The organism is Mesorhizobium sp. M7A.F.Ca.US.005.03.2.1, assembly GCF_003997795.1.
Taxonomy (GTDB): domain Bacteria; phylum Pseudomonadota; class Alphaproteobacteria; order Rhizobiales; family Rhizobiaceae; genus Mesorhizobium; species Mesorhizobium ciceri.
This window is the reverse complement of the sequence record NZ_RZRP01000080.1, coordinates 1-13,013: the sequence shown is the minus strand read 5'-3', so window position 1 is coordinate 13,013 and position 13,013 is coordinate 1. Positions and strand designations below refer to the sequence as shown.

Genomic DNA, 13,013 nt, shown 5'->3' with positions numbered 1-13,013 from the left:
GACAGGATTATATCGAGCGCGACGGAATTGTGCATGGGCTGGACCTTGCCACGACGGCCAAGAAAGCCTTCATCGAAGCTTTCGAGCGATACATTCTCAAGCCTCGTGGTCTGACATACAAATTACAGTTTCCCGGCCCCACAGGTACGAACGCGGTCGAAGCGAGTCTAAAACTGGCTCGCCAGGTGACCGGGAGATCGAACATCGTCTCGTTTACCAACTCGTTCCATGGGGAAAGCGCTGGAGCATTGGCAGCGATGGGAAACAAGGAGCACCGGGCCGCTGCCGGGTTTCCCCTCGCCCATGTGACATCGTTGCCATACGAAGGCTACCTGGGGGCGTCAGTTGACACAATCGATTACTTCGAAAAGCTTCTCAATGACCCCAACAGTGGCCTCGACAAACCTGCCGCGGTGATCCTGGAAGGGATCCAAGGTGAAGGCGGCATCAATGCTGCGAGCGTTACTTGGCTGCAACGGCTGCGCGAGCTAACGTCGCGGCACGGAATCTTGATGATCCTCGATGACATCCAGGCCGGGGTCGGTCGCGCGGGCAGTTTCTTCAGTTTCGAAGCGGCTGCAATTGTGCCGGACATCGTTACCCTGTCCAAATCTTTGTCGGCGATCGGAACCCCAATGGCCCTTATTCTCATCAAGCCTGAACTTGATGTCTGGGCCCCGGGCGCACACACCGGGACCTTCAGAGGCAACAACTATGCTTTCGTCACTGCTCGTGCGGCCCTCGAAGCTTACTGGTCCGACTCCAAGTTCGAGGATGAGATCGCTCGCAAGTCTGCGATCTTGGTCCAAGAACTCAACGCGATTACCGAGGAATTCCCCACCCTCGGCCTGAGCGTGCGAGGCCGCGGTCTGATGTACGGACTCGTTTCACCGAAGCACCACTCCTTGCCAGGTCTGGTCTCCCAGGAGGCTTTTCGTCGGGGCTTGGTGATCGAGATCGCCGGCTCATACGGTGAGGTGCTTAAGTTCATGACTGCCCTCACCATCGCCGAGGCTGACCTTCGGCGTGGTCTGTCCATCATTCGCGACAGCATTGGCGCAGTAGCGACTACCCTCGACGGTGGAGGCGCGGCTCGCTAGCCGACAAAGCACCGGGCCACTAGCAGGTCCAAAATCGGGCCGCTCGCAGTCACGGAACGGGAAGGCCGTTCCGTGGCATGTGGCAGTGGGCGAACTCGGAGCGGCTGAACGGCAGACTAGGGCTTTCACTGCCGGACCGATACCACGGTTGCCGTTCTTCCTGCGGCGCCGACCACTGTCGCTGCGCCAATTCGAAGAAAATCGAGCGATAAGAAAGAGGACTGGATGGCCAGCAACGACGTAGTCAAAAATTATATCGATGGCGAGTGGCGGGATTCTGTGTCCGGCACACGCATCGAGGTCGATGACCCGGCGAGCGCCGAAACGATTGCTGTCGTAGCTGAAGCAGGACCCCAAGACATCGAGCTTGCCGTTACTGCTGCTCACCGCGTTTTTCGCGACCGCGTGCTGATAGACATGCATCCGTATGATCGCGGTCGCATGTTGTTTCGCGTTGCCGACGCCCTTGAAGCGCGTTTCGACGAGATCGCAGCCATTAACTGCGCGGAGACGGGGAAGGCATTGGAACTTGCCGATGGCGAGGTTCAGACCGCCATCAGATACCTGCGATACTATGGTGGCTTGGCCGACAAACTTGAAGGGCGCTCGATCCCGCGCGGGGCCAACCTGGTCAACTACACAGTCAGAAGTCCCTTCGGCGTGTCCGCCCAGATCGTTCCGTGGAATGGTCCACTTGAACTGACGGCCCGCTCGCTGGCCTGCGCCATCGCAACCGGCAACTCAGTCGTGGTGAAGTCGCCGGAACTAGCTCCCCTTTCCGGAGTTGAACTTGCGCGTGCCTGTGAGACAGCGGGGCTGCCTGCCGGAGCGGTCAACGTGCTCACTGGATACGGCCAAACGGCAGGCCAGGCGCTGATCGAACATCCCGACGTTCGCCACATCGTCTTCACGGGCTCGATTACTACTGGGCGGACGGTGCTCAAGACGGCAGCGGATCGGATCGTGCCCTGCATAATGGAACTGGGCGGAAAGTCGGCTGCAGTTGTGTATTCCGATGCCGACCTCGACTGCGTTGTGGAAGCGGTACGCGTCGGGACCTTTCTGAATGCAGGCCAGAATTGCAACAACCTTACACGTCTTATTGTGGAACGTTCTATTGCAGACAAACTGGTGGAAAGAGTGAGGGTCTGCGTCGAAGGACTGTCGGTCGGTCCAGGACGCGAAAACTGCGACATCACCCCGTTGATCTCCCGAAACCAACGACAAGGAGTTGAGCGGGCCTGCCAGACGGCCCTCTCGCAGGGCGCGCGACTCGTAACCGGCGGGACTGCGCTTTCGGAGCGGAGCGGTTACTTTATGGCGGCCACGGTGTTTGCCGATGTCGCGCGAGACAGCAATCTCTTCCAGCAAGAAGTATTCGGTCCTGTTCTTGCCGTTACCACGTTCGATAATCCGGGAATGGCCGTCAATCTCGCGAACGACACCGTTCACGGTCTGGCAGCGGGCGTGTTCACGCGGGATATTGACCGGGCCCTCTGGACCGCCGACCGCCTTTGGGCCGGTCAAGTGTACGTGAATGGGTGGTATGTGGGCGGGGTGGAAACACCGTTCGGTGGGATAAACCAGTCCGGCTACGGCAGGGAGAAGGGTCAGGAAGCGCTGGACGGCTACGTTCAGACGAGAAACGTTGGTATCCGCCTCTCGCAGCCACCATCTGGAAATTGAACGCTTGCTGATCCCTACCGACGGCGCGGCTGTCGGGCGATGCAGGATTCAATGACCTCGACCAAATCGAAATAAGCCCGGCGAGAGAATCCGTATCGGAGGTCATCGAGAACAACTCTAATCATAGGATTTTTGGCTGCGGACGGGCTTTACCCACCACGGACATGTAGGAGCGCATTGCCTAGCCCGCTGCGTGGGTCGCATGGGTCAGGAGAGGATCACAGTGCTTCAGAGACAATTGAGATTCGCAGAGCTGCCGCCGAAGATTTCGACAAGTTGGCAATGTTGAACCGCGAGTTGATCGAGGCCGAGAAGCATCGAAACCCCGATGACGGTTTCAGAACTCAAGGAGCGGTTTATTCAGTTGGTGAATCGCGAAATTTGGATGGTCGACCTCTTCAGCCAGAACGGCGAGATTGTGGGCCTCGCCACTCATCGTTTGGAGCCAGACAATGCGGAGCCGAGTGGGCAACGCGTCTTTTTGAGGCAATTCTACGTCAGCTGCCAACACCGACGTTCGGAGATTGGCTGCAGGACCCTTGAGCTGCTTATTCGGTCTCGTTTCCACAACAAATCAAGGATTTTCCTCGACGTGCTGGAGACCAATCCTGGCCGCAAGACCTTCTGGTCTCACACCGGTTTTGTCGCCTACAGCACGCTCATGGAGCGTCTCGTTGAAAAAGCGGACACCAAATAACCTGCGGTGCTGGGAATTAATTTGGGGATCGGATTGTCTGGCATTTGCGTGCGTCGCGCAAAAACACGAGAATAGAATCGAGCCGGTCGTAACCGAATGGGGCTCACTTGTCCCCGGCCTGCAGGCTAGCCGCTTCGACTTCATCACGGCCGGCATGTGGATCAAGCCGGAGCGCTGCCGCAACGTGCTGTTCAGCGAACCGATCGCTACGGAGAGAGGCGCACTGCTGGTGCCTAAGGGCAACCCGGAAGGGCTGCATTCTTATGAGGATGTGCGTGACAAGGGACTCACCTTCGTCAGTGATACAGGCTACACCGCGGTCCAGGACGCGAAAAAGTCAGGCATCGCCGACGACAAAATCATGCAGGTCGCCGGACCGCCGGCGGACAGGCTGTCGCGCCGCCGCCGGTGCCCTCGACTACTTTACAGCGACTGGACTTGTTAAGAAGGACCACAGCCTTGAGCTGGCCGATTCGTTCATCGCGCCAGCCAACTATCCTGCTATCGCCTTCGAGCTCAACGAGCAGGCTGCGGTCGACGCGTTCAATGCCGTATGCAGGACTATGTTGGCTCTGGCGAAATGATGGCAGTATTCGGCAAATACGGCTACGGCAAAGACAACCTGCGGACGGCAGCAAGACCGCTGACCTCTGCAGAGGCTGAAGGCAATGTGCCTTAACACGTCCCCGGTCATGGCGGGGACGTGTTCAGTGGGCAAGCGTCTGTGAGGCGATTTCAGGTCCACCGTGGCGGTGCTCACAAGACGCGCCTCATTGCCTGAAACAAACACATCTACACTTCATCGGGTGCGCACATGTGAGCGTCGCGGCCCACAATACGACGGCCAATATGCGGGCTGGCTCACCTGCCACATCAGGCAACTGCGCAAGCAAATCCCCTGACGTGTGCCGGAACGAGAAGCAGGAGAATACTGTGGAAATCAGAGTTGTACGCCCGGGCGACCTTTCTCAATTGCGCAAGATTTGTGACGAACACATCGACTTGGAAGGGGTGACAATAGCGGACCAGGACCTGAGTCCTTATTGGAACTCGGCGTTTTTTGGAACACCTGCCCAGTTGTTCGGTTGGGTTTGTGATGAAGGAGGGTGTGTGCTGACAGTTCTGCAAATTCGCTGAGAGAGGGCGGTCATGGCAGGCTGGTGATTGTTCACGTCACCGATTCCCGCGAAGGAACGCCACCATGACCAAGATTGAAAGTAAGACCGGCAGCGCTGCCATCAAAGACATTCTGCTTTCGGACCCGGACGGACTTCACGAAGTGATCCGTGCGGTGATGCAGGAGGTACTCGAGGCCGAGATGGACGAGGCGCTGGGGGCTTCGAAGAGCGAGCGCACACCTGAGCGGCTCGGCTACCGCTCGGGTTATTACGGCCGCACCCTTGTCACGCGGGTCGGCAAGCTTGAGCTGCGGGTTCCGCAGGACCGGGCCGGCCGCTTCTCGACCGAGCTTCTCGAGCGTTACCAGCGTTCGGAGCGGGCCTTGGTGGCGACGCTTGCGGAGATGTATGTGCAGGGCGTGTCGACCCGCAAGGTCAAGGCGATCACGGAAGAGCTGTGCGGCCATGCGTTCTCGGCCTCGTCGATCTCGGCCATCAACAAGCGGCTGGACGAGAGCCTCGCTGCCTTTGCCAGGCGCCCCCTTCAAGAGCCGTTTCCTTACCTCATCCTCGATGCGCGCTAAGAGAAGGTGCGTGAGGCCGGCGTCGTCATGAGCCAGGCGGTGCTGATCGCTGTCGGCATCGACTGGGACGGCCGGCGCCAGATCCTGGCCGTCGAGATGGCCAATCGCGAAAGCCGCTCGGCCTGGAGGGATTTCCTCGTCGCGCTGAAGGCGCGCAGCCCCAAGGGCGTCGAGCTGGTTGTCTCCGCCAATCATGCCGGCCTGGTCGCGGCGATCGGCGAGGTGATCCCCGAAGCCGCCTGGCAGCGCTGCTACGTCCACTTCCTCAGGAACGCGCTCGATCACCTGCCGAGAAAGCACGGCGCCGACTGCCTGCAGGACTTGCGCTGGCTCTAATGACCGGCGCGATCTCGCCGAGGCCAAGGCCGATCTCGCCGCATGGCTGTCCAAATGGTCGGGCCGCTATCCGCGACTGACGAGTTGGGTGGAGGAGACCATCGAGCGCACGCTGACCTTCTTTTGCCTGCCGCGCCAGCATCACAAGCATCTCAAGAGCACCAACATGCTTGAACGGCACAATGAGGAAATCCGCCGGCGCACCAATGTCATGCGCATCTTCCCCAATGAAAGCTGCCTGCGCCTCGTCAGGGCGCTGGCTGCGAGACCAACGAGAACTGGATGGAGGCCAACCGCTACATCAACATGGACGATCTGCGCGAGCACAAGAAGCTCGCTCTACGCCAAGCCGCATGACCAGCATCGTGGCCGCCCCATTTTGCAGAACTTGACGCACACAACCTGAAGGAGGTAAGCGTCATGACAACTCTTAGAGGATACATGACCGCGTCGATCCGGCTTTTCCTTGTTGGTCAGGGGCGATCCTCGGGTACGCCTCCGGCGAGGGCCGCCTTGCGCGATCATGGCACGGTAGCGAGGCTGGGCTCTTAAGGTCGTCCTTAGGAGCGTAAGCCCCGCGACCATCCCATCGCTGAAAACAAACCCTTGATCAGCGGGCGCCCGACGGACCGCCTCTGTCGTCGTGGCGCTCCCATGAAGAACCTGGCCCATAGTGCATCCTTTGATTCGGAAGATAAGGATGCCCCATCAAAACCTGAGATCAAACATTTAGGCAGGCCTCGACTGGGACAAGTAAAACGGCCGCATTCGAGGCATGAGGCTGCACGCGTCTAAGATCCGAACAGCCAATACCCGAGCGTCCTCGACATCCCCGCCGCCAGAAGTCAACGATGCCCAGATCGGCCGCACGACCACCAGCAGAAGGGCGCCACCTCAACCCGTCCTACACTCAACATTTTGTCGCGTCCGCGACGTGCCTTCTTGATCCGATCCGTGGTCTGCTCACCTAAATAGCTGAAAGAGATCACGCATTTCTGTTTCCGGCCTGATTAGCCAGTTTGGCACGAGGTTTGCAACTTTGTGTGCGATCCAGTTGAACGGGCCGATTGGCACAGTCACCTGAAATCACAACTAATTAAAGGAACGGAACATGTCGGAACTGTATCGGATGGCATTACCAATGGGGGACAGCCGGCCGGCAATGCCTCCGCCCACCACAACCAGCCTTCGCCTGACTGTCTCGTGCTGGCCACGCCAGAGTAATCAATTTTGTCCTAAGAACCACAATACGACAAATCGCAGAACGTCCATCCATCCATCCTGAAACCAAGACACAGCAATCGCTTGTCGACGCAGTGTCCCACCGCCGAGAGGAAATGTAGATGAGAAAATTTGTTGCCGCCAAGCTTCATGGAATAACTGTGACCGACGCGAATTTGAACTACCGGGGCTCAATAACTTTGGATCCAGATCACTGCGACGAAGCCGGCATCCTTCCAATGGAATTCGTTGAAATCTGGAATAAATCATCGGGCGCTCGAATCAGCACTTACGTGATTTATGGAGAGCGGGGTTCTCGTTGCTGCGTGCTGAACGGAGCCGCTGCTCGCACCTGTCAGGTCGGGGACGAAATAATCGTTTGCTCCTCCGCATACATCGAGGAGCATCAGATGGTGGAGATCAAGCCGCGAGTGCTGACTTTCCACCGGGATAATTCTATCTGCGACCACATGTTCTACGAGGGTGCAATAGACGACGATGGAAGGATAACGTTCTCGATTCGCGAGGGCTCTCCCGGCGATAACGCGCTAAAACTCACTCCCTAGTAGGGCCTTTCGGTGACAGCTCGTGGCGCCGGGTCCCGGTCAAGGGCGTACTCGTCCCCAGTACTCTGGTACGCGATACAGTGCATTATCCCACTCGGCCACTATTCGGTCAGTTGCCATCAAGCCCAATCGGTTCTGCCCAGATCTGGGAAGACGATTTTGCTGCGCCAAAGGCAACTTCAGCTTCAGCCAGCGGCTGCGGGTAGAGGCGACCAATTTCACGGAATGTTTGGCCTTGGATCGTTGTCTTTAAGTCTGAGGTCCACGATGGCAAAACGACCTATCGACAAAAACGCAGAGTGGAGAACAGCCAATGTCAAGGAAAGCTCTCATCCTGGTTGAAGGCCATGCAAGAGGTAATGGAATACGATACATCCACGCGGCCCGGCGTCTTGGCTTTCATCCAATTACACTATCAGTTGATCCAACACAGTACGAGTATCTTGCGGCGGAAAGAAGCGAGGCAATCCGTGTCGATACAACCAATCTTGATACCTTGATTCGCGAATGTTCCAGGCTGCGTGAGACCAATGACATCGCTGGTATCACGGGCTTCTCGGGCATCGACGAGTCGGTCTATGCAACCGTTGGCAAACTATGTCGGCATTTCGACTTACCGGGACCCAACCCCGAATTGATTGAACGATGCTGTGACAAATTCTCTCAGCGCCAGCTACTTGCGGAAGCCGGAGTTCCGATACCCGCTTATCGCATGGCGCTGAATGTGGCAGAAGTAGAAAGCGCTGTCGCGGAGATCGGCTTTCCCGTAATTGTTAAGCCGGCAATCGGCAGCGGTAGCATCGGTGTCCGATTGTGCCGCAACGCCGATGAGTTAGCTGACCACACGACCTATCTGTTGGGTGGGAAGCACATCTGGCCGTCTTCGCCGAGGATATTGGTTGAGGAATTCGCGCGCGGCCCTTTTTATAGCGTGGAGATAATGGGCAATGAGGTTATTGGGATTGTCGCCGTTGATTTCGGCCCCCCACCGCATTTCGTCTTCCGTGAAACGACCTTCCCGGCCCCGCTTGCGGAAGACGATCATGACCGTATCGTTGATGTTTCGCTGAGGTGCTTGCAAGCTCTTGGCCTTAATTGGGGGCCAACGAACATCGAGCTCCGGTTGACTAATCATGGCCCGGTTGTAATCGAAGTGAATCCGCGTCTTGCTGGTGCGCTTGAGCCTGAACTGGTCCAACTGGCGAGCGGTGTCGATCTGGTCACCGAGCACATCAAGCTTGTCGTCGGCGAGGAATGGGATTTGCGCAGAAGGCATTTGCAGACCGCAGCCGCGCGGTTCCTAGTTGCTGATTGCGACGGCACCCTCGATTGGATCGATGGCGGCAGTCAGGCGATCGCGGTACCAGGTGTCGCTGAAATCAAATTGTATGTTGAACCCAACGCGCCGATCTTCAGGAAAGGCGATTTTCGAGACTGGATAGGACATGTCGTCGCCGTTTCACCCAGCCTTGCTCAGACCGAAGCGATACTCCAACGAGCTGTCGACTTAATCGCTTGGTCTATCACACCGCCGTCGGGCGAACAGGAGCGATCTGCAGCCCCACGACTCCCCCCCAACTGAGAGGTGATCCGTCGCCAGCATAAGAACTCTTACCCGCAATAGCTCGCCTTGTTGTCAAAAGCATAGCTGGAGTTCAAACTTATGAATATATCCAAGGGACCCCAGGCATTCCCTAGAAGTGAATACCTTCGCCGGCTCGGCTCGGTGAAGTTCGAAATGGGTCGGTGCGATATCGACGCGCTCGTCGTTTCCGACCAACATAACATTACCTATCTCACGGGGTACACCGCGCTATCAGCCTATGTTCCTCAGGCCGTTGTGGTTTCGATACGAGAAGAGGAACCGACGTTCATTCTGCGCCGCTGTGATGCGCCGGCAGCCATTCATCAATGTTTTATGGAGCGCGACAAAATCGTCGCATACCCCGAAGCGTATATTGGAAATCCTGACAAGGATGGCTATGACGCGGTAGTCGATTACTTGGAGGACGTCGGCCTCGCGAGTCGAGGCATAGGAATCGAGCTATGCTGCCTTCCATCGCAATCGGCGAAAAAGTTTAGGATGCGCCTGCCTGGTGCCACGATCGTCGATGCTACTAAGGCGGTCACTTGGAAAAGGCTCATCAAGTCAGATCTCGAGATAGCTGTAATGCGGGAGGCGGCGGCAATCTCAGACGCCGCGATTCGACGCGCTGCTGAGGTAATACGCCCCGGGGTGCGTGAAGCAGACGCGTGCGCGGAAATTGTGGCAACGTTGGTGCGCGGCGCAAACGGTAAGCCAGGAAGCGGGATCGAGGGAATAAGTTTGTGTTCATCACCGCGAACGGGAACGTGCCACATTCCGTGGAGCGAGGACGTTTTTCGCTATGGATCGCAGGTGAATCTCGAAATCGGCGGTGCGCGATATGGTTACTGTGCTGGGCTTATGCGCACTTACACGATCGGCTCACCCTCCGATCGTCTACGTCGCGTGCATGAGATCCAAGTCGCCGGCCTTGAGGTCGCTCTTGATGCGATACGGCCAGGAGCGACTTGCAGCGATGTTGCCAACGCCTTCAATCGCAGCATCGAGAAGCGGGGCCTCAAAAAGGAGACGCGTTGCGGCTATGCACACGGCATTGGTTGGTTGGAGCCGACCGCAAGCCTTAAGGATGGCGATATGACAGAGTTGCTACCAAACATGACCTTTCACCTGATGTTAGGTAATTGGATCGAGGAGGATTTTGGATACGTCATCAGCGAAACGTTCCGTGTCACAGACTCCGGCGTCGAGGTACTGACCACTGCTCCCCGGAAGATTTTTGAGATCTAAATTAGAATATGGCTTGTCATAACGACAGCGCGGACGTCCGGAATAGATCTTGCCGGTCGACGAGATGTCGCCTACCTTGTTGAAGTGCGGACGGCGAGCGGCGGTCGGCATGCGGGGCCGATCCGTGTCGAGGCGAAGCCGAACGCACGCTGGTCGCTGTACGACCAGTTCTCCTGCGGCCGATCAACTCGTCGACGACGTGACGCGCGAATGCCTTACGCGATTCCGGACACAGATCTCTGGTCGCCGCGTTGCTCGCGAACTGACGACCTGATCGCCCAGCGCGGCAAGCCCGGCATGATCGTCGCAGACCACCGCACGGAGTTTACCTCGAACACGGTCCTTGCCTGATCAATGGATCATCGCGCCGAAAATACATTCCGCTGCAAGCCCATGTGCGCAACATAAATGGCTGCACCTCTAGTCTACTCGCCACTGTTTAAAAGACTGGGGCAGGTCAATGCGCTTTCGTTACGACCTCAGAGCAAGTCTACAGGTCATAGTAGTAGGTAAGGTATGGACTCAATTTACCGATCTTGTCATAGAGCGCCCGCGCATGATAATTTGATCTGTCCGTATTCCAATAGATTCTCAGCCAGCCTTGGTCGCGACCGTAGGAGGCCAGATTCGTGAGCATGGCTTGGCCAATCCCCTGGCGCCGCGAAGACTCGTCGACATAGAGATCTGCGAGAAAACAGACCGGACGATCGCTAAGAGTATACGGGTGAATGACAAAGGTAGCAAAACCTATGGTAACGCCAGTTGCTGAGACCGCGATCAGCGCGTTAATCGGTTCGTCTGGGCGCTCGATGCGCCGCCAGATCCTATCTGTCGCCTGTTCTGATGAATTGAGACCTTGGTCGGCGCAATATGCGTACCAAAGGGACCGCCATGCATCGCGGTCGGCAGTGCCTGCGAGACGAATCTCCATGAGGGGCGGGCTCCGGCTGAGAATGGGCTCCAGGGCGCGAGGTGTTCGGCCTGAAAGGTTGACGGCTTGCGATAACTGCCACCGGCCCGCAAGACGTGCAGCACGCGACCGCCGGGTGTTATAAGATCTTTCCGCCTGTGACGGCGTCGTGGTCGCGCTGGAACTGGTTCCCGGGAGCTCGGTTCGCGATACGTCAAGCGCGAGTTGGGCGAGCGTTATCATGGGATCAAGTTCCCTCAGGTTTTCCCGCAGCACGTTTGCGACAGCGGTGCAGATCTAGTGCGATCTTTCCCTGCGACCACACGATGCAAACAATCTGACACCATAGGTGCATTCATCCCGAAGCGGGCTTCCGACCGCCGCGCTACACGCGCGACGGCGGGACAATCTAGCGGATGCGAGAGTTCTTCCAGCTTACCACGGAGATCTGCACCGCGTCGGCGCCATAATTGCGCATGCTTTAGAAAAGCAGACAATCATTGCAGTTCGCGCGCGCGTCCGGCGCCATTCCCAGTCACCCATATTGACTCAACGTTGCGCAGCATCATTTCTACAACACTAACTTGCTGCCCTTGTCGCGAAGTCAGGCGAGCGTCGATCTCGGGATAAATAAAGAAGGGCAGCGAAATTCGATCAGTCGGACCACTATGCACGACCTGGTGGGGCGTACTCTTGAAGCGGCCGTCGCTCAAGACCTGAAGGAGGTCGCCCAGATTGACTACGAGACTATCGGGCAGGCTCGGCACCGGCATCCATCGACCGCGGAACCACACCTGCAAGGAACGCAGGGGGAGTTCCTCTTGCAGCAGCAGCGTGAAGAAGCCATGATCCGTGTGCTTTGCGCAAGTGCCGCCGCGAGCTGGATACCGTATCACGCGTTGCCCAAGCGTCGGCGTGCTGAAATGGCGTTGGAACCATGCCTCTTCCATACCTATCAGGTCCGCCAGCGCATCCCCGATCTGGGGGACAATCCCGGCGAGCACGGTAGCCTGCAAAGCAAGCAGGTTTCTTGCGAAGCCAGGAGCCAAGGCTTCATCCGGAAGGCGCGTGCGGCCGGAGAACGGACGCCGGTCGCCTTCGTTCTCAATTCCGAGGTCGAATACCTCCTTTGGATCGAAGCCGGCCTCAGGATGTAGCATTTCGCCGTGTAAAGGACTGTATCCACGGGCGGCAGTGGGGTACACGTCCTGAAAGGCGTGCCCGTAGCGTTCCTTAACCGACTGTGGCAATGCGAAGAATCGCCGGGAAGCCTCAATGGCTTGCGCGATCTGTTCCCCGGGGATGCCGTGCTCGACAAGGTAGAAGAACCCGTATTCCTGGCATGCCATTTGCAGGCGCTGGCGCTCGTCACGTCGCGTTGCATCGTCTCTCAATTTCGAAAGTGAAATTTTCGGCAGCGTGGTCATAGTCAATCCCCTTTTTGGGCGCTTAAGTTGATTAGTGTTTGCCGCGGCTCTCAAAGTCGACAGTTCCTTGGATGTGGGCAACGCGCCGTCTCTTCCAATAATAACGAAAGTCGACATGATGTCCCATTCTAAGGCTAAGCCGATGGCTGGGCGGTGATTCCGTCTTAGCAATTGATCTCTAGCGCTTCCTGGTGAAGATAACAACGATTTGTATGTTAATATAGTTGTATATATTGTTACATCCGTCGCGGTTAGTTTAACATTATCACGGCCAAGATACTAAGAGCGATTTACAATTCTGAATTGCTTTATGACTTCCAGGCTCAATCCAGACCAGCGCCGACCTCCGGGTTTCATGGCAGGATCGGCCATCTCGAAGAGCTCTATGACGCGAGGTATCGCCAGCTACCTGAGCTCGTCCATCACACACGCCGTCCCGGACGATGGCCGAATGGCAGAAACCGACCGCTCGAAATTTTCCTATCCCATAGTCTTTTTCGACGCTATCCGGGTCGAGCGGTCAAGCTCAGGGACG

Annotated in this window: 9 protein-coding genes and 2 pseudogenes; 9 read left to right on the top strand and 2 right to left on the bottom strand. The window is 57.2% G+C overall.

The window, feature by feature from the left end; genetic code table 11:
• The 9 genes and pseudogenes from EN991_RS07160 to EN991_RS07120 all read left to right on the top strand — a co-directional run.
• A partial coding sequence (locus EN991_RS07160; RefSeq protein ID WP_127368455.1) for a diaminobutyrate--2-oxoglutarate transaminase occupies positions 1–1,100 on the top strand: 1,100 nt, incomplete at its 5' end.
• A gap of 225 nt (positions 1,101–1,325) precedes the next feature.
• Positions 1,326–2,786 carry an aldehyde dehydrogenase family protein gene (locus EN991_RS07155; RefSeq protein ID WP_063169351.1) on the top strand — a complete coding sequence of 487 codons (1,461 nt, stop codon included), beginning with the start codon at positions 1,326–1,328 and terminating at the stop codon, positions 2,784–2,786.
• A gap of 328 nt (positions 2,787–3,114) precedes the next feature.
• Positions 3,115–3,483 carry a GNAT family N-acetyltransferase gene (locus tag EN991_RS07150; protein ID WP_063169352.1) on the top strand — a complete coding sequence of 123 codons (369 nt, stop codon included), beginning with the start codon at positions 3,115–3,117 and terminating at the stop codon, positions 3,481–3,483.
• Positions 3,461–3,928, top strand: coding sequence for a transporter substrate-binding domain-containing protein (locus EN991_RS40775; RefSeq protein WP_224571101.1), 468 nt, complete (start codon positions 3,461–3,463; stop codon positions 3,926–3,928). Before EN991_RS07150 ends, EN991_RS40775 begins: the two co-directional genes overlap by 23 nt.
• A gap of 756 nt (positions 3,929–4,684) precedes the next feature.
• Positions 4,685–5,878, top strand: a pseudogene (locus EN991_RS07140) (IS256 family transposase).
• A gap of 986 nt (positions 5,879–6,864) precedes the next feature.
• Positions 6,865–7,308 (top strand): aspartate 1-decarboxylase, encoded by a 444-nt coding sequence (gene panD / locus EN991_RS07135; protein ID WP_063169354.1) that lies wholly within the window; start codon positions 6,865–6,867, stop codon positions 7,306–7,308.
• 313 nt (positions 7,309–7,621) lie between these two features.
• Positions 7,622–8,890 carry an acetyl-CoA carboxylase biotin carboxylase subunit family protein gene (locus EN991_RS07130; protein ID WP_082826583.1) on the top strand — a complete coding sequence of 423 codons (1,269 nt, stop codon included), beginning with the start codon at positions 7,622–7,624 and terminating at the stop codon, positions 8,888–8,890.
• 81 nt (positions 8,891–8,971) lie between these two features.
• Positions 8,972–10,141 carry a Xaa-Pro peptidase family protein gene (locus EN991_RS07125; protein ID WP_063169356.1) on the top strand — a complete coding sequence of 390 codons (1,170 nt, stop codon included), beginning with the start codon at positions 8,972–8,974 and terminating at the stop codon, positions 10,139–10,141.
• Between the two features lie 117 nt (positions 10,142–10,258).
• Positions 10,259–10,489 (top strand): annotated as a pseudogene (locus tag EN991_RS07120) (IS3 family transposase); the annotation flags it as partial.
• Positions 10,490–10,631: 142 nt separating this feature from the next.
• On the opposite strand, the gene EN991_RS07115 reads toward EN991_RS07120, so the two are convergent.
• On the bottom strand, positions 10,632–11,072 hold the full coding sequence (locus tag EN991_RS07115) for a GNAT family N-acetyltransferase (protein WP_158515807.1): 441 nt from the start codon (positions 11,070–11,072) through the stop codon (positions 10,632–10,634).
• A 476-nt stretch (positions 11,073–11,548) separates the two neighbouring features.
• Entirely contained in the window at positions 11,549–12,478 is a 930-nt protein-coding gene (locus EN991_RS07110; protein ID WP_063170383.1) for a 2-oxoglutarate and iron-dependent oxygenase domain-containing protein, read from the bottom strand.
• Between the last annotated feature and the right edge of the window lie 535 nt (positions 12,479–13,013).

Excerpts from the sequence above, each read along its gene's own strand:
- EN991_RS07155 (WP_063169351.1), top strand. The coding sequence starts at position 1,326 with ATGGCCAGCAACGACGTAGTCAAAAATTATATCGATGGCGAGTGGCGG.
- EN991_RS07150 (WP_063169352.1), top strand. The coding sequence starts at position 3,115 with ATGACGGTTTCAGAACTCAAGGAGCGGTTTATTCAGTTGGTGAATCGC.
- panD (WP_063169354.1), top strand. The coding sequence starts at position 6,865 with ATGAGAAAATTTGTTGCCGCCAAGCTTCATGGAATAACTGTGACCGAC.
- EN991_RS07130 (WP_082826583.1), top strand. The coding sequence starts at position 7,622 with ATGTCAAGGAAAGCTCTCATCCTGGTTGAAGGCCATGCAAGAGGTAAT.
- EN991_RS07125 (WP_063169356.1), top strand. The coding sequence starts at position 8,972 with ATGAATATATCCAAGGGACCCCAGGCATTCCCTAGAAGTGAATACCTT.
- EN991_RS07115 (WP_158515807.1), bottom strand. The coding sequence starts at position 11,072 with ATGGAGATTCGTCTCGCAGGCACTGCCGACCGCGATGCATGGCGGTCC.
- EN991_RS07110 (WP_063170383.1), bottom strand. The coding sequence starts at position 12,478 with ATGACCACGCTGCCGAAAATTTCACTTTCGAAATTGAGAGACGATGCA.